At 38.1% G+C, this 20,594-nt stretch carries 20 protein-coding genes and 1 pseudogene; 15 read left to right on the forward strand and 6 right to left on the reverse strand.

Features of this window, described 5'->3' with window-relative positions:
• Positions 1-172: NifU family protein (locus H529_RS0108330; protein ID WP_022856054.1), on the reverse strand; the 172-nt coding region annotated here is incomplete at its 3' end.
• Positions 173-282: 110 nt separating this feature from the next.
• Here H529_RS0108330 and ilvD point away from each other — a divergent pair.
• From ilvD to H529_RS0108350, 4 genes are read left to right on the forward strand one after another with little or no spacing between them, the layout of a single operon-like run.
• Complete coding sequence (gene ilvD / locus H529_RS0108335; RefSeq protein WP_028843149.1) at positions 283-1,908, forward strand: dihydroxy-acid dehydratase; 1,626 nt, start codon at positions 283-285, stop codon at positions 1,906-1,908.
• Between the two features lie 26 nt (positions 1,909-1,934).
• Entirely contained in the window at positions 1,935-2,702 is a 768-nt protein-coding gene (locus H529_RS0108340) for an MlaE family ABC transporter permease (protein ID WP_022856055.1), read from the forward strand.
• 8 nt (positions 2,703-2,710) lie between these two features.
• Positions 2,711-3,439 (forward strand): ABC transporter ATP-binding protein, encoded by a 729-nt coding sequence (locus H529_RS0108345; protein ID WP_022856056.1) that lies wholly within the window; start codon positions 2,711-2,713, stop codon positions 3,437-3,439.
• A 19-nt stretch (positions 3,440-3,458) separates the two neighbouring features.
• Positions 3,459-4,475 carry an MlaD family protein gene (locus tag H529_RS0108350; protein WP_022856057.1) on the forward strand — a complete coding sequence of 339 codons (1,017 nt, stop codon included), beginning with the start codon at positions 3,459-3,461 and terminating at the stop codon, positions 4,473-4,475.
• Between the two features lie 4 nt (positions 4,476-4,479).
• Here the strand turns inward: H529_RS0108350 and H529_RS0108355 are convergent, their stop codons facing one another.
• On the reverse strand, positions 4,480-4,941 hold the full coding sequence (locus H529_RS0108355) for an Lrp/AsnC family transcriptional regulator (RefSeq protein WP_022856058.1): 462 nt from the start codon (positions 4,939-4,941) through the stop codon (positions 4,480-4,482).
• Between the two features lie 76 nt (positions 4,942-5,017).
• Here H529_RS0108355 and fabZ point away from each other — a divergent pair, with 76 nt between their 5' ends.
• From fabZ to rlmN, 10 genes are all read left to right on the forward strand, one after another.
• The gene (gene fabZ, locus H529_RS0108360) at positions 5,018-5,458 is read left to right on the forward strand and encodes a 3-hydroxyacyl-ACP dehydratase FabZ (RefSeq protein WP_022856059.1); all 441 of its coding nucleotides are present in this window, start codon (positions 5,018-5,020) and stop codon (positions 5,456-5,458) included.
• Positions 5,459-5,463: 5 nt separating this feature from the next.
• Entirely contained in the window at positions 5,464-6,273 is an 810-nt protein-coding gene (lpxA, locus tag H529_RS0108365; protein ID WP_022856060.1) for an acyl-ACP--UDP-N-acetylglucosamine O-acyltransferase, read from the forward strand.
• A 5-nt stretch (positions 6,274-6,278) separates the two neighbouring features.
• Positions 6,279-7,103, forward strand: a complete 825-nt coding sequence (locus tag H529_RS0108370) for an LpxI family protein (protein ID WP_022856061.1) — start codon at positions 6,279-6,281, stop codon at positions 7,101-7,103.
• Positions 7,090-8,046 (forward strand): Gfo/Idh/MocA family protein, encoded by a 957-nt coding sequence (locus tag H529_RS0108375; protein ID WP_022856062.1) that lies wholly within the window; start codon positions 7,090-7,092, stop codon positions 8,044-8,046. Before H529_RS0108370 ends, H529_RS0108375 begins: the two co-directional genes overlap by 14 nt.
• Positions 8,043-9,200, forward strand: coding sequence for a lipid-A-disaccharide synthase (lpxB, locus tag H529_RS0108380; protein ID WP_022856063.1), 1,158 nt, complete (start codon positions 8,043-8,045; stop codon positions 9,198-9,200). Before H529_RS0108375 ends, lpxB begins: the two co-directional genes overlap by 4 nt.
• A 53-nt stretch (positions 9,201-9,253) precedes the next feature.
• A complete protein-coding gene (locus tag H529_RS0108385) occupies positions 9,254-10,540 on the forward strand; it encodes an AICARFT/IMPCHase bienzyme formylation region (protein WP_022856064.1) in 1,287 nt (428 codons plus the stop codon).
• Between the two features lie 65 nt (positions 10,541-10,605).
• On the forward strand, positions 10,606-11,076 hold the full coding sequence (gene greA / locus H529_RS0108390) for a transcription elongation factor GreA (protein ID WP_022856065.1): 471 nt from the start codon (positions 10,606-10,608) through the stop codon (positions 11,074-11,076).
• A 78-nt stretch (positions 11,077-11,154) separates the two neighbouring features.
• Positions 11,155-12,318, forward strand: coding sequence for a pyridoxal-phosphate-dependent aminotransferase family protein (locus tag H529_RS0108395; protein WP_022856066.1), 1,164 nt, complete (start codon positions 11,155-11,157; stop codon positions 12,316-12,318).
• 26 nt (positions 12,319-12,344) lie between these two features.
• Positions 12,345-13,925, forward strand: coding sequence for a phosphoglycerate dehydrogenase (serA, locus tag H529_RS0108400; RefSeq protein ID WP_022856067.1), 1,581 nt, complete (start codon positions 12,345-12,347; stop codon positions 13,923-13,925).
• Between the two features lie 2 nt (positions 13,926-13,927).
• On the forward strand, positions 13,928-14,968 hold the full coding sequence (rlmN, locus tag H529_RS0108405; protein ID WP_022856068.1) for a dual-specificity RNA methyltransferase RlmN: 1,041 nt from the start codon (positions 13,928-13,930) through the stop codon (positions 14,966-14,968).
• Here the strand turns inward: rlmN and amrS are convergent.
• Positions 14,965-15,981, reverse strand: a complete 1,017-nt coding sequence (gene amrS, locus H529_RS0108410) for an AmmeMemoRadiSam system radical SAM enzyme (RefSeq protein WP_028843150.1) — start codon at positions 15,979-15,981, stop codon at positions 14,965-14,967. The genes rlmN and amrS overlap by 4 nt on opposite strands.
• Positions 15,982-16,171: 190 nt before the next feature.
• Here amrS and H529_RS0108415 point away from each other — a divergent pair, with 190 nt between their 5' ends.
• A complete protein-coding gene (locus H529_RS0108415; protein ID WP_022856070.1) occupies positions 16,172-17,998 on the forward strand; it encodes a carbon starvation CstA family protein in 1,827 nt (608 codons plus the stop codon).
• Positions 17,999-18,387: 389 nt separating this feature from the next.
• Here H529_RS0108415 and H529_RS10720 read toward each other — a convergent pair whose 3' ends face one another.
• The 3 genes and pseudogenes from H529_RS10720 to H529_RS12200 all read right to left on the reverse strand — a co-directional run.
• Positions 18,388-19,734, reverse strand: a complete 1,347-nt coding sequence (locus H529_RS10720) for a chloride channel protein (RefSeq protein WP_022856071.1) — start codon at positions 19,732-19,734, stop codon at positions 18,388-18,390.
• A gap of 260 nt (positions 19,735-19,994) precedes the next feature.
• Entirely contained in the window at positions 19,995-20,138 is a 144-nt protein-coding gene (locus H529_RS11605; protein ID WP_022856072.1) for a hypothetical protein, read from the reverse strand.
• 136 nt (positions 20,139-20,274) lie between these two features.
• Positions 20,275-20,594: pseudogene (locus H529_RS12200) on the reverse strand (transposase); the annotation flags it as partial.

Consider the following 20,594-nt stretch of genomic DNA (forward strand, 5'->3'; position numbering starts at 1 on the left):
CAATTCCCATTTTTAAGGTCATGGTAGACATAGGGCAAGAACCACAAGCACCTTTTAATCTAACCTTCACCACTCCTTCTGGAGTAACTTCTACAAGCTCTACGTCTCCACCATCAGCCTGCAACATAGGTCTTACTTTAGCTAAGGCTTGTTCCACCGCATCTTTAATCATAAGAAATCCTCCTAATAAAAATTTTTCTTAAAATTTAATACATTTTTTCTTGACAGCAAGGTTTAATTTCAATAAAATAACAAATATACTCACTAATAGCGGAGGACAACATGAGAAGCGATCGGATTAAAAAAGGAATAGAAAGGGCTCCCCATAGGTCTTTACTCAGAGCGTTAGGGTTTACAGACAACGAACTAAACAAGCCTCTTATAGGAATTGCTAATTCTTTTAACGAGATCATCCCAGGGCATATACATCTAAGACAAATCGTAGAGGCAGTTAAAGCCGGGGTAAGAGAAGCAGGTGGGGTGCCTGTTGAGTTTGGGGTTATAGGGGTTTGTGATGGGATCGCCATGAACCATGAAGGGATGCGCTATTCTCTTCCAAGTAGAGACATCATCGCAGACTCTATAGAAATCATGGCCCATGCTCATGTCTTTGATGGTTTGGTACTGGTTACCAGCTGTGATAAGATCACCCCTGGCATGATGATGGCAGCTTTTAGGGTAAACATTCCTTCTATTATGATAGCAGGTGGCCCCATGCTTACAGGACTGTATAAAGGTCAGAAAGTTAACCTTATTTCTGTGTTTGAAGCCATCGGAAAGGTTCAGAAAAAAGCCATGACAGAAGAAGAGTTAAAAGAACTTGAGAGTTGTGCTTGTCCTACCTGTGGTTCTTGTGCGGGAATGTTTACTGCTAACTCGATGAACTGTTTGTCCGAGGCTATAGGAATAGCTTTACCAGGCAACGGAACCATCCCTGCCGTGTTTGCTGACCGTATCCGTTTAGCCAAGGAAACAGGAAGGAAAATCGTAGAGCTTGTAGAAAAAGGAATTACTCCAAGAAAGATCATCAACAGAAAGTCTTTTGAAAATGCTATAGCCGTTGATATGGCACTTGGGTGTTCCACTAACACAGTATTACATCTTATGGCTATAGCTAGAGAAGCTAAGGTAGACTTAGATTTGAAGGTGTTTGATGAAATTTCTAAAAAAACTCCAGTACTTGCTAAGCTTATCCCAGCAGGTTACCATAGCGTGGTAGACTTACATTTGGCTGGAGGGATACCAGCGGTTTTAAAGGAACTTTCTAAGTTGAACCTTATCCACCTGGATGTAAAAACAGTTTCAGGAAAAACATTAAAACAACTTTTAAAGGACGTAGAGGTTTTAGATAGAGAGGTTATAAGACCGGTAGAAAGTCCCTACCATAAAGAGGGTGGTATCGCCGTGCTTTATGGAAACTTAGCCCCTGAGGGAGCGGTGGTTAAGACCAGTGCCGTTTTGCCTGAGATGTTAAAACATACAGGGCCTGCAAGGGTTTTTGACTCTGAAGAAGAGGCCTATCAGGCTATCTTAGCCGGGAAGATTAAAAAAGGTGACGTTGTAGTCATAAGATATGAAGGCCCTAAGGGTGGTCCTGGGATGCGAGAGATGCTTTCTCCTACTTCAGCCATAGTAGGAATGGGTTTGGGTGGTTCTGTAGCCCTTATTACCGACGGAAGATTTAGTGGAGGCACTCAAGGGGCTTGTATAGGACATGTGTCTCCTGAGGCTGCAGAGGGAGGTCCTATTGCTTTGGTTAAAGAAGGAGATCTGATAGAAATAGACATACCCCAGAGAAAGCTTGAACTCAAAGTTTCAGAAAGGGAACTTGAGGAACGTAAGAAGAAATGGAAACCTTTGAAGAAAAAATTAGAAGGAGTATTGAAAAAATATCATAGTTTAGTATAATCAAGTTCAAGAGGGGCTATATTAGAATGAACGTCTTAAGGTTCTTAGGAAGAGGTTTTCTTAAGGTTCTCGAAGATTCAGGGGGAATTTTCCTCTTTTTTCTAAAGAGTTTGATTTATTTCTTTACTCCCCCTTTTCGACTCAAGCATTTAATTAAACATATGGAATTTATAGGGGTTAAGTCCTTTTTGGTAGTATTTCTTACCGCGCTTTTTTCTGGGATGGTTACAGCCTATCAGGTTAACATTGCTCTTTCCAAAGTAGGTTCTCAAAGTATCTTGGGTGGTGCTGTAGCTTTAACCCTTACCAGAGAATTAGGCCCTGTGCTTACCGCGATAGTGGTGGTAGCAAGAGCAGGTTCTGCTATCTGTGCAGAACTTGGAAGTATGAGAATTACAGAACAGATAGATGCTTTAAAAATAATGGCTGTTAACCCAATTCAGTATCTCGTCAGCCCAAGGCTTTGGGCTGCTATTTTAGTTTTACCCTTACTTACAGCCATAGCAGATTTGATTGGTATCGCCGGAGGTTATGTGGTAGGGGTTTTTTTGGTAAAAATAGACCCAGGGTTACTTACTGCCAGGATGACTGACATGGTAGAATTTAAAGACATCATGAGTGGTATCCTAAAATCTATCTTTTTTGGAGCTTTTTTGGTAAGTGTATGTGGATATAAGGGTTATAACGTAAGAGGAGGAGCTGAAGGGGTTGGAAGGGCTACTACCGAGGCGGTGGTGGTTTCTACCGTAGGTATTTTAGTGATGGATTACATCTTAACTACCTTTTTCTTTTAGAGGTATAGATGATAGTTATCAAGGGACTTAGAAAAAGTTTTAACGGATTTGAGGTGTTAAAAGGGGTAGACCTTACTATACCTGAAAACTGTATAACTTTTATCATGGGACAAAGTGGTACTGGAAAAAGTGTTCTTTTGAAACATATCGTAGGTTTAATTAAGCCTGATGCTGGAGAGATCTGGTTTGAAAACCAGGATATTACTAAACTTTCGGAAAAGGAGTTGCAAAAGGTTAGAAGAAATATAGGCTTCTTATTCCAAGAAGGAGCTTTATTTGATTCTATGACGGTGGGAGAAAACGTGGCTTTCCCTTTAAAAGAACATTTCAAGTTAAGCGCTAAAGAAATCAATTCTCAGGTAGAAGAACTTTTAGACGCTGTAGGACTTCTTGCCTCAAAGGATAAATTCCCCTCTGAACTTTCAGGAGGTATGAAAAAAAGGGCAGCTTTGGCTAGAACCCTTGCTTTAAAACCTAAGGTTATCCTTTTTGATGAACCTACCACCGGGCTTGACCCAATTTTACAGGTTTCGATCTTACAACTCATAAAGGACATAAAAGAAAAATACCAGCTTACCTGTGCTATCATAAGTCATGACGTAGCTTTAGCTTTAAAATTTGCAGATTATATCGTCTTTTTACATCAGGGTAGAATTTTAAAGTTTGGTACCCCTGATGAGATTAAGCAGGCAGAAGAAGAGTTTATTCAGAACTTTCTAAGAAGTGCTTTATTATAGGCTATAAGGAGGTGAAAACATGGCAGTAAAAGGCTCTACTGAGATAAAAGTTGGTTTTTTTGTTTTTATAGGTATTTTAGCCCTCCTTTATCTTACCTTTAAGTTAGGAGAAGAGGCTTTTACTCCAAAGGATAGCTATAAGCTTTATGCGGTTTTTGAAAACGTCTCAGGGCTTGCCAAAGGAGCCAAGATAGAGATGGCAGGGGTGAATATAGGGAAGGTAGGGAACATAGAGCTTACCCCTGAAGGAAAGGCTAAAGTAGAACTTTTAATCTATAGTAAATACAAAGTCCAGGAAGACGCAGAGGCTTATGTAAAAACTTATGGGGTATTAGGAGATAAATTTGTAGAGTTAAAGCCAGGATTTTCTAAGAACTATCTTAAGCCTGAAAGTATGATAGCCAATGCTCACAGTGCAGTCTCTGTGGATGATCTGTTGGCTAACATCGGACCTACGGTAGAAGGGTTAAAAGAGCTTTTAGGTACTGAGGAAGGTAGACAAAACTTAAAGATTTTAGTAGCAAACATAAAAGAAGCCTCAGAAAGTTTCAAAGGTATCGCCGCTAAAATAGAGAAAGGGCAAGGTAGTTTAGGAAAATTGGTTACAGATGATAGTTTATATGTAAACCTCAAAGAGACTACAGATCATCTAAAAGTCATAGCCAGACAAATAGAAAGCGGACAAGGGACCCTTGGAAAACTGGTTAAAGACGACCAACTTTACAAAACCCTTACCCAAACAGTGGCTAATTTAGAGAAAGTTTCAAAGAAACTTGAAAAAGGAGAGGGGATCTTAGGGAAACTGATCAATGACGACAGTCTCTACCAAGAATTAAAACAAATATCTACCAACCTAAAAGACATAACCGCACGGATAGAAAGAGGAGAAGGAACGTTAGGTAAACTTTTAAAAGATGATTCTCTTTATATAGAGGCTAAAAAGACCCTTAGAAGCGTTAACAGAGCAGCCAAAGGGGTAGAAGAGCAGGTTCCTATCAGCGTAATGGGTACAGTGGCTGGAGCTGCGATGAAATAAAAGATTAGAGGGTAAAAACAGCCTTAGCTTTAAACTTTTTTACCATAGGAAAGCTTTTGATTTCTATTTGATATTTATCAGATAGATTTTTGATAAAGTTTGGTAAGGTTTCTTCTGAAGGGAGGACTACGGTAAACCAGAAGTTAAGTCTATGTTCTCTGAGATAGGCATGGGTAACCTCTGGTAGTTCTGCTATTGCATAAACTATGTTTATCCTTTCTTCTGGGATAGAAGTTCCACATAAACAGGTATAATACCCTAATTTTATCGAGTTGACTGTGGCTCCAAAATGCCGAATAATTCCTTCTTTTTGGAGGTTTTTTAAAAATTCTATTATTTCTTCCTCTGAAAGGTCGAATTTTTTAGCCAAAGTTTCGAAAGGTTTTTCTTCTATAGGGAATTCTTGCTGTAGTAGGTTTAGTAGGGCATTTTTATCTTTTTGAGGAAGTGAAAACTTTTTTGCCATTTGTTTTTATCCCTTCTTTTAAGATTTGATTTTCTATGATAATATAAAAATCGATTGTTTACAACGGAGGCTTGATATGGAAATAAAGGCCAAAGAAATTTTTGAACTTCTGCCTCATCGCTACCCTTTTTTATTAATCGATAAAATTTTAGAGCTTGATAAAGAAGGTGAATACATAAAGGTGTTAAAAAACGTAACCATAAATGAGCCTTTTTTCCAGGGACATTTTCCAGGTAATCCCATAATGCCTGGTGTTTTAATTTTGGAGGCTATGGCACAGGCAGCGGCTGCTGGACTTAAGTTTATTTTCCCAGAGTATAAGGATAGGCTTTTTGTGTTTGCAGGGGCTGATAAGGTAAGGTTTAGACATCCGGTTTATCCTGGAGATACCTTAATCTTAGAAGCCAAGGGGTTTAAAAAGAAAGGACGTATTATTAAAACCTATGCGGTGGCTAAGGTAGGAGAAAAAGTAGTGGCTGAGGCAGAGTTAATTGCAGGATTGAGAGAGGAGGACTAAAGTTTATGGCTAAAATACATCCTACTGCCTATATAGATCCTTCTTCTGAGATAGAAGAGGGTGTAGAAATAGGACCTAACGTCTATATTGGCCCAAAGGTTTTTATAGGCAAAGGCACCATCATCAAGCCATATTCTTACATAGAAAAAAACACTAAAATTGGAGAAAACAACATAATCGGTCCATCTGCGGTTATTGGAACAGACCCTCAGCATTTAGGATACAAAGGAGAAGAAACCTTTGTAGAGATCGGAAACGGTAATATTATCAGAGAGTTTGTTACCATCCATAGAGGGACTCCTTATGATGATGGCATTACCAGGATAGGTAATCATTGTCTTTTGATGGCCTATGTGCATATAGCCCATGATTGCAAGGTAGGGGATCATGTGGTGATGGCAAACGCCGCAACTTTAGGAGGACATGTAAGGGTAGGTGACCGAGTGGTTATGGGAGGTTTTTCAGCAGTACATCAGTTTTGCAGAATAGGGGCGTATGCTTTTGTAAGTGCTATGACAGGGATAGACAAGGATGTGCCTCCTTATGTAAAGGTTTTTGGAGTCCCTGGGAAAATTCAAGGGATTAACTTGGTTGGATTAAGAAGGGCTGGTTTTACTAAAGAGGATATAAGAAAAATTTCTCAAGCCGTGGGTTTTTTTCTTGACGCACCAGCTACGATAAAAGAGGTGGTTCAGGAGTTGCGTGAAATTTTTAACGAAGATCCGGTAGTTAATGAACTTGTTAAGTTTTTAGAGAATCCCTCTCGTCAAGGAATTATGCGTAGAAAACCTTTTGAGGGTGAAGAGGCTTTTTAAGGTTTATGAAGACCTCTTCTGTAGGCCTCATCTCAGGTGAGGGGGAGTTTCCTTTGATTTTGGCTCAGGTTTTGAAAAAAAAGGGATATAGAGTAGTGGCAGTTTGTTTTTCTAAAGAGCAAAAAAGGCGACTTGATCCTTTAGTAAACAGGGTGGAAGAGGTAGGGGTAGGCCAGCTGGGAAAGCTTATCAAGGTTTTTAAAAAAGAGCAGGTAAAAGACCTGGTGTTTTTAGGAAAGTTAGATAAAAGTAAGGCTTTAAAAATAGGGATTCCAGACGTTAAGGCTTTTTTATTATGGAAACGTCTTAAAAACCGAGAAGACAACACCATCTTAAAGGCAGTAGCCGAAGAGTTAGAAAAAGAGGGCTTTAGGATAAGAGGACCTGCTGAGTTTTTAAAAGAATTTTTGACCCCAGAGGGGGTTTTAACTAAAAGAAGTCCTAATGAGGATGAATGGGAAGATATTAGATATGGCTTTTATATTGCTAAAAAAATAGGGGCTCTCGACATAGGTCAGTGTGTGGTGGTAAAAAATAAGATGACGGTTTCTGTAGAAGCTATGGAAGGAACAGATGCGACGATTTTAAGGGCAGGAACGTTAAGAGAAGATACGGTGGTCATAAAAGTAGCTAAACCTATCCAAGACTTAAGGTTAGACCTTCCGGTAGTAGGATTAAATACGATAGAAAATCTGATAAAAGCTAAAGCTAAAGTTTTGGCGTTAGAAGCAGGGAAAACCTTCTTTCTCCAGCAAGAAAAATCATTAGAACTTGCTAACAAACACGGTTTAGCTATCGTAGGCTATAGAGGAACTGATGGAGAAGCTTAGGGTAGGGATCATCGGGATAGGGCATTTAGGAAGGTTTCATGCAGAGAAACTTGCTCAGATAGAGAAGGCAGATCTGGTAGTTTTGGTAGACATAAATGCAGAAAAGATACAGGAAGCAGTTAAAAAACTTAAAAAATTTGGTAAAAGTCCTCAAGTTTTTTCTAACTATCGAGATATAGCAGAGTTAGTGGATGCGGTGGTGATCGTTACTCCTACTTTTACCCATTATGAAATAGCCAAATTTTTTATAGAAAAAGAAAAAGCTGTTTTTTTGGAAAAACCTATTACTAACGAATTAAGTTTAGCAGAGGAATTGGTAAATCTTGCCGAGAAAAAAAACGTTCCTTTACAGATAGGGTATATAGAACGGTTTCAAGGAGCGGTAAAAGAGGCTGTTTCAAAGATAAAAAATCCGGTTTTTATAGAAGCCCATAGGCTTTCCTGTTTTACTGAAAGAAATTTAGATATAGATGTGATTTTAGACCTAATGATCCATGATTTAGACCTGGTACTTATGCTGAAACCTGGTAAAAAAGTTGAGTTTATACATGCAGTAGGAGCTCCTTTCTTTACCAACCTTCCAGACATAGTAAACGCGAGATTGGTTTTGGATGACGGGACTACCTGTAACCTTACTGCCAGCCGTTTGTCTTTAAGCAGACAAAGAAGACTGAGAATTTTTGAAAAAGGGACTTATTCGGTGGTTGATACCTTAGAGAAAAGTTTTCTCTATGTACGGGTTGACCCTAACACCAAAGAATACTTTCAAGAAAAAAAGCTTTTTCCGCAAGATGATCCGTTGAAAAGTGAGTTAATTTATTTTGTAGAAGGGGTTTTAGCTGGAAGGCCTCTTTCCCCTGACGGGAGGGAAGGGTTACAGTCTTTAAAATTGGCGTTTCAAATAAGAAAACAGGTTGAGCAAAATCTAAGAAAATTCTTATGAGTTCAGAGGCTTCTTGCAAGATTTTTATCATAACAGGTGAGTTGTCTGGAGACCTTTATGGTTCTCTTTTGATAAAGAGAATAAAAGAGGTTAACGCAGCTTTTCAGTTTGTGGGTATAGGTGGTCCCAAGATGAGAAGTCTTGGGATAGATATACTTTTTTCTGCTGAGCCTTTAGCTTTAGTAGGTTTACCTAATCCTTCAGAATTAAAGAAATACTGGTTTGTGTATAAAAAGATTAAAGATTTTTTGGCTAAAAAATTGGTAGATGCCGTGGTTTTGGTCGATTTTCCTGGGTTTAATCTTAAGATAGCAAAATTAGCTAAAGAAATGGGTTATCCGGTTATTTACTATATAGCCCCTCAGGTTTGGGCATGGCATAAAAGACGGATAAAAATTTTAAAGAAATATGTGGATAGACTTTATGTGGTGTTACCTTTTGAAAAGGAGTTTTTTCATTCTCATGAAATACCTGCGGTTTTTTTAGGTCATCCTATCTTAGACCTTATCAGGGTTAATCTTTCTAAAGAGATGCTTTTTGAAATTTATGGATTAGACGAGGAAAAACCTATTTTAAGTTTTTTTCCGGGAAGTAGAGAAAAAGAAATTCAAAGACATGTTCCTCACTTTTTAAAGGTTTATCGCATGGTAAAAGAAAAGGTACCTGAAGTACAGGGAATAATGGTTAAGGCTTTAGGATTGAAAGATTCTTTTATCTGGGAAGGAGCCAAAAAAGAGATTAAAGTGGTAGAAAATACTCAGTATGAAGTTTTGAAGTATTCTACCGCGGCTCTTTTAGCTTCAGGTACTATAACCTTAGAAGCAGCCATTATAGGGACACCTGCAGTAGTTACCTATTCTCTTCCTTATTGGATGTTAAGTTTGGCTAAAAGATTGGTTAAAGTTTCTTTTATCAGTCTTCCCAACCTTATACTGGGAAAAGAGGTTTATCCAGAAATAGTAGGATTTAGGAAGACTCAAGAGGAGATTATTGTTCACCGCTTGATTGAACTTTTAAAAGACCGTACCAAACAAGAACGGATTAAAAGAGATTTGGAGGGTTTAAAAAGATTACTTGGGGATCCTGGTGCCAGTTGGAGGATCGCTGAAGATATGATAAGGTATTTGATGTCTTTAAAACGCAAGGTTTCTTGACAATTTAGATAAGTTTTTATATTATATGATTTAATCTCTTAGGAGGTTTTGGCATGGGAGAAGATTTGAAAAAAATGTACCATACGATAGTTTCAGACCATTTCCCTTCTGAAATAAGAATAACTTTTGGAGATCAAACTTTGATATACAAAAAAAGGACCTGGGACATAGAGGTTGAACCAGGTTTGGTAGAAAGGAGAGGTTTAAGATATGGAGAAAATCCAGACCAAGAAGCAGCCCTTTATGAGTTGGTAGCAGGAAATCTGGTTTTAGGGGAGTGTGAATTCATTCATCCTAATTTAGGGTTGGTTTCTTCTTTAAGAGAACAAGATTTTATTCAGTTCGGAAAACACCCAAGTAAAATCAACCTTACTGACATCGATAGCGGTTTAAACATCATTAGGTATCTTAACGAAAAACCTTGTTGTGTTATCATCAAACATAACAATCCTTCTGGGGTAGCTTATGGAAATAGTTTAGAGGAGGCGTTTTTACGGGCTTTTAAGGCAGACCGTATCGCAGCTTTTGGCGGAGTGGTAGTATTAAACAGGCCTGTAGATAAGGCTTGTGCGGAGGCTATAGCTTCTAATTATTTTGAGGTAGTAGTTGCTCCAGAATATGAAGAAGGAGCTATAGAGATTTTAAAAGCTAAAAAATCTTTAAGAATAATACGGATTAAACGGATGGATCGACTTCAGGACTACAGAAATTATAAAACCGTAGAGTTTAAAAGTCTCATAGATGGGGGCCTTATAGTACAGGTTTCTCAAAGTAACAAGGTTAACCGTCCCGAAGATCTGAAACCTGCGGTTGCGGTAAAAGATGGGGTTGAGTACAGATGTCTAAGAGAACCTAACGAAAGAGAGGTTAAAGATATGCTTTTTGGTTGGGCCGTAGAACTTGGGGTTACTTCTAACTCGGTTTTGTTTGTAAAGGATGAATGCACCGTAGCCATCGGAACAGGAGAACAAGACAGGGTTGGTTGTACTGAGATAGCTATTTTTAAAGCCTATACTAAGTTTGCTGATTTACTTTGCTACGAAAAATATGGGATTCCTTACAAACAACTGGAGTTAGAAGTAGCAAAAGGAATTCGCCCCAAGGAGGATAAAGAGAGGATAGATGAAGAGACCAAGGAAAAGAAGGCAGGCTTGATAGGGGCGGTGATGGTTTCTGACGGATTTTTACCGTTTAGAGATTCAGTAGACGTGGTGGCTAAACAAGGGATTACCGCTATCTTACAACCAGGGGGATCGGTTAGAGATTGGGAGGTTATAGAGGCCTGTAATGAGTATCAGATTGCCATGAAATTTACCGGACAAAGAGCCTTTAGACACTAAAAAACTTATTGTTTTCTCAACCTTAAATCATTACTAAAAACTAAGAAATCAAGGGGGGATTTATAATGAATAAAATACCTTTTACACCTGAAGGTTTAGAAAAGATAAAAAAGGAGCTTGAACATCTTATCAAGGTTGAAAGAAGAAAGGTGATCAAAGCTATTGAAGAAGCCAGGGCTCACGGAGACCTTTCAGAAAATGCCGAATACGAAGCAGCTAAGGAAAGACAAGCCCATATAGAAGGAAGGATACAGGAGCTTTCAGGGGTTTTAGCCAATGCCGAAGTAATACCTCCTTTGACCAAAGCACCTGAAAGAGTACAGTTCGGGGTTAAGGTAAAACTTTTAAACTTAGACACCGATGAGATAGTGGTTTATAAGATAGTAGGTCCTTATGAGACAGACCCTTCTCAAGGCATTATTTCCGTCAATTCTCCTATAGCTAAAGCTTTGATAGGAAAAGAGATAGGAGATGAAGTCCAGGTAAAAACACCTTCAGGTATAAAGAATTTTGAAATTTTAGACATAGAAATTTAAGGTTTGGGTTGTATTTTAGCATAATACTAATAAAATTAAATTTTGTAAAATTAAAGACTAACTTAAGCGGAGGTTTATATGGAATTTTTAGCTAAAAAATATCTTTTCACCCCTGGTCCGGTTCCTGTTCCTCCTAAGGCCCTTTTGACGATGGCTCAGCCGATGACCCATCATAGACTACCAGAGTTTTCTGAAATTTTAAAAGAGATAAGAGAGAACCTAAAATATCTTTTTCAGACAAAGAATAACGTTTATTTTTTTGCTTCTTCTGGTACTGGTGCGATGGAGGCAGCTATTTTAAACCTTTTTTCTCCTGGAGACAAAGTGTTGGTAGTTTCTGCAGGAAAGTTCGGGCAACGTTGGTTCGAACTTGCGAAAACTTTTGGTTTAAATCCTTTGGTAATAGACTTACCCTGGGGTAAAGCGGTAAAACCCGAGCAAGTAGAAGAGGTTTTAAACTCGCATCCTGACATCAAGGGGGTTCTACTTCAGGCTTGTGAAACCTCAACAGGGGTTAAACACCCTGTCAAAGAAATAGCACAGCTTACTAAAAATAGAGAGACTGTGATAGTAGTTGATGCTATCACTGGCCTTGGGGTGTTTGACCTACCTATGGATGAATGGGGGATTGATGTAGTGATCACAGGCTCTCAAAAGGCTTTAAGCCTTCCACCAGGGCTTTCTTTTATAGCCTTTTCTGAAAAGGCTGAAAAGTTTTCGGAAAAATCTACCTTACCTAAGTATTATTTTTCTTTAAAAAAAGAAAAAAAAGCCTATGAAAAGGATACAACTTCTTTTACCCCAGCCGTAAGCCTTCTTTTAGGTTTGAGGGTGGTTTTACAAAGAATAAAAGAGATAGGTCTGAAAGCGCTTTTTGAACATTATCAAGTGCAAGCTAATGCTTGTAGAGAAGCAGTAAAGGCCTTAGGACTTAAGATTTTTCCAGAGGTGCCTTCGGAATCATTAACGGTGATAGAGGTTCCTGAGGGAGTTAAAACAGGAGAACTTATAAATTTTCTTAAAAACAAATTAGGGATTATTTTTGCAGGGGGACAGGATCATTTAAAAGGAAAGATCATAAGGATAACCCACATGGGGGATCAGAGTCTGTTTGACTTGCTTGTAGCTATTTCGGCTTTAGAGGTAGGGTTAAATCTTTTTGGTTATCAAGTAGAGTTAGGGGCTGGTGTTAAGGCAGCTGAAAAGGTTATCTTTGAACACTTAAAACATAGATATTTTTAAAAATATTAAAAGGAGGAAAGGTGAAAATGAAGGTCCTTATTTCTGACTCACTTTCTGAAGAAGGTATAAAGATTCTTGAAGAACAGGGGTTAGAGGTTATCTATAAACCTGGTTTGCCTTATGAGGAACTTTTAGACCTGATCGGTGAGGTAGAAGGTCTTATTATAAGAAGTGCTACTAAGGTAACCAAAGAGGTTATAGAAAGGGCAAAAAAACTTAGAGTAATAGGTAGAGCAGGTACAGGGCTTGACAATGTAGACCTTCAGGCAGCCAACGAGAAAGGTATAGTCGTGATGAATGTTCCAGGAGGAAACAGTTTAGCAGCAGCAGAACATGCTTTAGCCCTTCTTTTTGCTTTAGCAAGAAAAATCCCTCAGGCAGTAGCCTCTATAAAAGCTGGGAAATGGGAAAAGAAAAAGTTTATAGGGGTAGAGGTGAATAATAAAGTTTTAGGTATCATAGGTTTAGGAAGGATAGGGGGGATTGTAGCAGAAAGAGCTTTAGGACTTAAGATGAAGGTTATAGCCTATGACCCCTTTGTAACCCCTGAAGCTGCTGAGAAAAAAGGGATAGAACTGGTTAGCTTAGAGGAGTTGTTTAAAAGAGCAGATTTTATCACCATCCATACGCCTTTAACCAAAGAGACCTATCATTTGATCGATGAAAAAGCTTTCTCCTTGATGAAAGATGGTGTTTATCTTATCAACTGTGCAAGAGGTGGAATAGTAGATGAAGAGGCATTGTATAAGGCTATGGTGTCTGGTAAGGTAGCTGGGGCAGCCCTTGATGTTTTTGAAAAAGAACCTATAGACCCTGATCATCCTTTATTAACTTTAGAAAATTTTATCGGAACTCCACATCTTGGAGCTTCTACAGTTGAGGCTCAAAAGGTAGTAGCTGTAGAAATAGCTAAACAAGTAGCTGATTACCTGACAAAAGGTATCATAAGAAATGCGGTTAACGTGCCATCGATTAGTCCTGAAACCCTTAAGATTATAGGTCCTATCATTACTCTTGCAGAAAAAATGGGGCTTTTAGCTACACAGATTACTGATGGGGCTATCAAAGAGGTAGAAATAAGCTATAGAGGAGAGATTTCACAGTTAGACGTAAGACCGGTTACCATAGCTTTGGTAAAAGGACTTCTTTACCCCTTCTTAAAAGAGGACGTAAACTATGTAAATGCCCTTATCAGGGCTAAAGAAAGAGACATCAAGGTAATAGAATCTAAAATAGAGATGGCAGAAGATTTTACCTCGCTTATTAGCCTCAAGGTTATCCACACTGAAGGTACTACCATCGTAGAAGGAACTCTTTTTGGTAAAAAGGAACCACGTATAGTTAAGATAAATGGTTTTAGGTTAGATGCTTTACCTGAAGGGCATATGCTTTATATTTTTAATGAAGACAAACCAGGGGTGATAGGACAAATAGGAACTATTTTAGGCAAACACAACCTTAACATATCAAGGATGTATGTTGGTCAGGACCCGATGAAACAGACTAACGTGATCCTTCTTAGCTTAGACCAGCCTCCTACAGCAGAAGCCCTGGAGGAATTAAACAAATTAGATACCGTATATTTGGTAAAACCCTTAGAACTTTAACCATGGAAAAGCTTAATTTAAGAAACTATACCTTAGAAGAAATAGAGGTTTTGATCTCACATCTTGGTGAGCCTAAATATCGTGCAGAACAGATTTTTCACTGGATTACTTGTAAAGAAGCCATTGATTTTGACCAGATGACAAACCTTCCTAAGGTATTACGAAAAAAATTGGCAGAAACCTTTACTCTTGAGTTGCCAGAAGTAGTTGAAAAGATTTCAGATCTAGAGGGAACTACCAAATTCGCTCTAAAATTACAGGATGGTGAGATCATAGAGACGGTGGTCATCCCTGAAAGAGACCATTATACCCTTTGTGTCTCAACTCAGGTAGGATGTGCGATGGGGTGTAAGTTTTGTCTTACGGCTAAAGGAGGTTTTAAAAGAAATCTAGAGGTCTATGAAATAATCTCTCAAGTGATTATAGCACGTCTGTATCTTAAGGAAATAAATAGTTTGCTTCCTTTAAGAAACATTGTTTTTATGGGTATGGGAGAGCCTTTAGCTAACTACGAAAACTTGATAAAAGCTTTAAAGATCCTTGCCCATCCTTTGGGGTTTAATGTTTCTAAAAAAAGGTTAACGGTCTCTACTGTAGGGTTGGTAAAGAAGATTAAAAAGCTGGCAGAAGACTTCCCTACTGCTTTGGCTATTTCTCTTCATGCCCCAAATGATGACTTAAGAAAAAGTCTTATACCTGTAGCTAAAAAGTATCCTCTTAAAGACCTTTTAGAAACTATCAAAACTTTCCCTAGGATAAAAAACGGACGCACTACCATAGAATATATTCTTATAAAAGAAATAAATGATAGTCTCCAGCATGCCAAAGAGTTGGTAAACCTTTTCAGAGGTTTCCCTATTAAAATCAATCTTATTCCTTATAATCCCCACCCTGAGCTACCCTTTGAAAGACCAGAAGAAGAAAGGATAGAATCCTTTCAAAGGTTTTTGTTAGACCATGGCATCCTTACCACCGTAAGAAAGAGCAAAGGACTTGATATTTCTGCAGCTTGTGGTCAGCTAAGAAGAAGATTAACCCTTTAGCTCCATACCCCTGCAATAATAAATCCACAAACAGGACATACACCGTCACTTTCTAACTGAATCCTTAAGGCTCTTAAGCCCTTTCTTTCTATCAAAAGGGTCTGACATCGAGGACAATAGGTATTTTCATAAGGATTTCCTGGGACATTTCCTATGTATACGTAGTTTAACCCAGCTTCTGTTCCTATTTCATAAGCCTTTTGCAAGGTTTCTACAGGGGTAAAATCTTTGTCAAGCATCTGATATTGAGGATAAAACCTTGAAAGATGCCAGGGGGTGTTTTCATCAAGCTCGGTTTTTATAAAATGGGCTATGTCTTTAAGCTCAGAAGGATCATCGTTTTCTCCTGGGATGATCAAGGTAGTGATTTCTACCCAGATACCTTTTTGTTTAAGATATTTTAGGTTGTCTAATACAGGTTGAAGTTTGGCTTTGCAAAATTTTCGATAGAAGCTATCTCTAAAAGATTTCAGGTCTACGTTTATTCCATGCAAATAGGGGCTGATGTAATCTATGGCCTCTTTAGTCATGTAGCCGTTTGAAACAAACACGTTTTTGATACCATGCTTAGAAGCTAATTTAGCACAATCGTAAGCAAACTCAAAAAAGATGGTAGGCTCTGTATATGTATAGGAAATACTTTTGGCATCTTCTTTTAAAGCTCTTTCTACGATTTCTTTAGGTGAAACTATTTTTCCAATAATAGCGTTGTAAAGATGGGGATATTGAGAGATTTCAAAGTTTTGGCAAAAACTACACCTGAAATTACATCCCACCGTGGCAATAGAATAACTCCAGGTTCCTGGTAAGAAGTGATAGAGGGGCTTTTTTTCTATGGGGTCTAAATTTTGTGCCACAATTTTCCCATATACCAAAGAATATAAAACTCCCTCTTCGTTTTTCCTAACCCCACAAAGACCTACAGAATTGTTTGGTATTACACACCGATGGTTACATAGCATGCATCGAACCTTTTTTTCATCTACCTTTTGATAAAATAGAGCTTGCCTAATTCCCATAGATCTCCTCCCCTTCTTTTTATTAAAATAAAAATTTTTTGTTAAAATTCAATCACATTTAAGGACAAATTAACCTTAGGTAAAGTCATAAGCATCCTATAGCGGATTAATTTTAATCGGTTGTCAAAATAGACTTAGAATTTTCTTGTTTATTTGCGTTAAAAAACTAAAAAGGAGGTGCAAGATGCAGGCACTTGTACTGGTGGTGATTTTATCGTGTGTTTTTGTGCTTGCCTATAGGTTTTACAGTGCATTTATTGCTGCGAAAGTTCTTTCTTTGGATCCCAAAAGACCTACTCCTTCTACTATTTTAAATGACGGAAGAGACTATGTCCCTACCAATCGTTGGCTTGTTTTTGGGCACCATTTCGCAGCGATAGCTGGCGCAGGGCCTTTAATTGGACCTGTGTTAGCTGCACAATTTGGTTATTTACCTGGTTTTTTATGGATTTTGATCGGGTGTGTGGTAGCTGGTGCTGTACATGATATGGTGGTGCTTTTTGCCTCAGTAAGGCATAACGGTAAGTCTCTTGCCGAAATTGCTAAAGCCCAAGTTGGACCGGTATCTTACTGGCTTGTGCTTGTTGCTACTTTATTTTTGTTAATTATCGTTTTAGCTGGTGCTTCTATCGCGGTTGTGAATGCTTTGTATAATAGTCCCTGGGGAGCATTCACAGTTGGAGTAACCATACCGATCGCTATTTTTATAGGTATCTATCTTAAATGGTTAAGGCCAGGTAAGGTCGTAGAAGCAAGTATTATTGGTGTGATATTGATTATCTTAGCGGTTGTGGTTGGTCCTGTAATTAAAGAATCAAGTTTAGCACCTTATTTTACTCTTGATAAAAAGACACTTTCTGTAATAGTTCCAGTATATGGATTTTTGGCAGCTGTTTTACCTGTTTGGTTACTTCTTGTTCCAAGAGATTATTTGAGTTCTTACATGAAGTTCGGAACGATGTTTTTACTTGCTATTGGGGTGATACTTGTAAATCCTTTAATTAAAATGCCTGCAGTTACTCAGTTTGTGGCAGGTGGTGGTCCTGTTATACCAGGTAAGGTTTGGCCTTTTATGTTTATCACCATAGCTTGCGGAGCCATTTCAGGTTTCCATTCCCTTGTTTCATCAGGAACTACACCTAAGATGCTGGAAAATGAAAAAGATATAAGAGTGATTGGATATGGTGCCATGTTTGTAGAAGGATTTGTAGCTTTAATGGCCTTGATTGCTGCTACCGTACTTCCTACAGCAGACTATTTTGCCATAAACAGTGCTCCAGAAGCTTTTAAAAAACTTGGGATGCAGGTTCAAGATCTGCCTTATCTTTCTGCTTTAGTAGGGGAAGAGCTTGCAGGTCGTCCAGGTGGAGCGGTATCTTTGGCAGTAGGAATGGCTGATATTTTTTCAAGGATAGGTGGGCTAAGACATTTGATGAGTTACTGGTATCATTTTGCAATTATGTTTGAGGCCTTTTTTATACTTACCCTTATCGATGCAGGAACAAGAGTGGGAAGATATCTAATGCAGGAGTTAGGAGGGGTGTTTTATCCAAAGCTAAGAGATTACACATGGTGGCCAGGGGTAATCTTTACAAGTGGGATATTTACATTTTGCTGGGGATATCTTCTTTATACAGGAACGATAGCTACCATATGGCCACTTTTTGGAGTAAATAACCAGCTTCTTGCTGGGATGGCATTTGCAGTTACTACAACCTATCTTTTAAGGCTTGGTAAAGCAAAATATATATGGGTAACTCTCATTCCTATGACCTTTTTGTTAATAACCACCATCGTTGCTGGCTATCAAAATATAGTTAACAACTATCTTCCTAAACAAAAATATTTACTTGCCGTGCTTTCTGCGGTAATGATTTTGTTGGTTATACTGATTGTAATGGACTCTATAAGGGTATGGCTAAAGATATTTAGAGGAGAGATCCAACCTTATAAAGAGAACGAAGATTCTCCTTCATTAAAATCAGAAGCAATGAAACATCTTTCTGAGTAGTCAGAAGCATAGGCATAAAGCTTGGGGCTGCACTTACGCAGCCCCAAGCTTTTATTTTATGACAAATTTTATGAAAAGCTTCTTCGTAAAATATAGTATCTGATAAATTAGATCACTTATCAGGAAAAAAATCGGTGGTGGTTCAGTTAATTGTGTGTGATACATAATTTTAATTTTTAAGGAGGTAAGGGGTTTTTCTCGGGGGAAAGGTAGTTGTATTGGTATTGTCTGAGATGAACGTGAAATAGAGGGATAGAAGTTTACTTGGATTCAGGAGAAGAAAATTCTGATTTTAGGAGGACGATTTGTTACCCCATCGGGCTAAACACAATTAAATAAACACTATGAAAGATTATATTGGCATTATATTGGCTGTTGAAAAAAGATGGCTATGATCTGTTAAAAAATTTTTTTATTAATTGAAAAAGAATAGCAGAAAGGCTTTTTGGTCTTGGTTGATAGATGATTTCTATTATTTCTCTTAGTTCTTTTCCTTTTTCTATGGAAAGTGAGGTAGATTTTGCCATAGCTAAGACTTGACTGGGGTAGATGCTTCTGTGTCCTGTTATTAAAAAGCTGATGATACAAGCGAGAGCCGCGTAGGGAGCTATTTGGGGACCGAAGAGTTCTACCGCCATAATGCTTGCAGCGATAGGAGTATTGGCTGCCCCTGCTAAAAGACTAACCATTCCAATAGAGGCAAATAAGGATCTGTCAAGTCCAAAAAGGATTCCAAATGTGTTACCTGCAGTTGCTCCTACAAAAAACAAAGGGGTAACAACTCCTCCGCTACCCCCGAAGTTTAGGGTAATAGAAGTAAACAGAATTTTTAACATAAAGGCTATAGGAGAGATGTGTTCACCTTCGATGGCTTTTTTTATCGTCTCAAGTCCAAGACCAAGGTAGTTTTCAGAAAATATAAACGTAAGGACTATAAGAATTAAACCACCTATGATGGGTTTAGAAAACAGATTTAGTTTTGAATTTTTGCTAATCTTTTCAAAAAAACGGAAGGTTTCTATAAAAAGAAGCGAGATAAGTCCAAAAAAAATTCCGCTAAAGCAGACTGTTATAAAAAATAAACTGGTAAACGTAGGGACAACTTTTAATGGTTCATGGAAGTAGGTAATCCCAAGGGAGGAAGAGACATGATATCCTATAATACCGGCCACAAATGAGGGTAATAAGACATCATAAAGCATAGTCCCTACAAATAAAACTTCTACACCAAATATAGCACCTGCGATAGGTGTTCCAAACACCGTAGCAAATCCAGCACTGATACCACATATTACCAGTTTTTTTCGATCTGATTCATTAAATCTTAGTAAATCAGAAAAGATTGAACACAATCCAGCCCCTATTTGTGCGGCAGGTCCTTCCTTACCAGCGGATCCTCCGAAAGAGATAGTAATGATTGTGGCTACTAATTTTATCGGGACCACAAGAGGATTTATTTTGCCTGAAAACTTATGCACAGCTTCTATTACTTTTTCTGTACCATGACCTTTAGCTTGAGGAGCGAGATAATGAATAATTAAGGTGCTAACTAATAAGGCTAATGGAAGGAGAAGATAGTAATAAGGTAACTTTTGGGCTAAACTTATCCCAAAGTCTAAAGATTTGAGAAATACAGTGGTAGAAACACCTACCAAGATTCCTATACAGACCGCAAAAAATACCCACTTAATAACGCTAATAAAAAGGATTGAGAGTTCTAAAAGTTTTTCTCGCATATATTTATTGATTTAAAAATAAAGGCTTTAAAAAATATCAGAGTCCGAGAATTTTCGACCTCCCTGCTCCCAAGGTAAAAGAATAGCTCCTGCATAGCATAAATTTTATTCTTAAACTACCTGTTGTCAACATTTAGGTGGTCAATCGATGAAAAACTACCTACTTGAAAATAAACGTAGTATTACCTTTAACGGTCTACGATTTGACTTTCCTTTTCTGCTTACAGATGCATGATGCTTTGAGAGGACGGCTATAGTGTTTATTTAATTGTGTCTACCAATGTGGGGGTAAGAAGCCTTCCTCCTAAAATTAGATATCCTCCAACATGCAACAATACTAAATATACCACCTTGTAAACTGAATCCACATCTGAAAATACCTCTATCACCTTAGCCCTTATCAAGATCTCCCTTCATTAGCCTCTCTAACTGATTCGTAGTGTAAATAAACCTTCTAACCTCTTTCTTAATTTTGAGTTTAACTTTATCATTTTTGCCAGGAGAGAGCCCTTACCCCTAAAATTTAGACACAATTAATGAAACACTACCATGATAAGCGTCTATAAACATAGCAAACAAATTTTCTGGCAATTCTTTGGTTTTTAATTCTTTGGCTTGGTTATACAATTCTTCTTTAATTTCTTCTATTTGTTCTGGGGAGTAGGGGAGTTTCATAGATTGCAAGAGGGCTTTGATTTTATTGGGGGGAGTAGCTTTGGAGAACGAGGTTAAGGATAAAGTCCTGGAAAGATTCATCAGCTTTTTGCCATTCAGGAGGAAGAATAGCAGGTCTGAATTCAGATTTTCTATCTCTTGGGACAGAGATACCAAGGTTACCTAAGAAACAGGCAAGTTGTCTT

This window comes from Thermodesulfobacterium thermophilum DSM 1276, from assembly GCF_000421605.1.
Lineage (GTDB): Bacteria > Desulfobacterota > Thermodesulfobacteria > Thermodesulfobacteriales > Thermodesulfobacteriaceae > Thermodesulfobacterium > Thermodesulfobacterium thermophilum.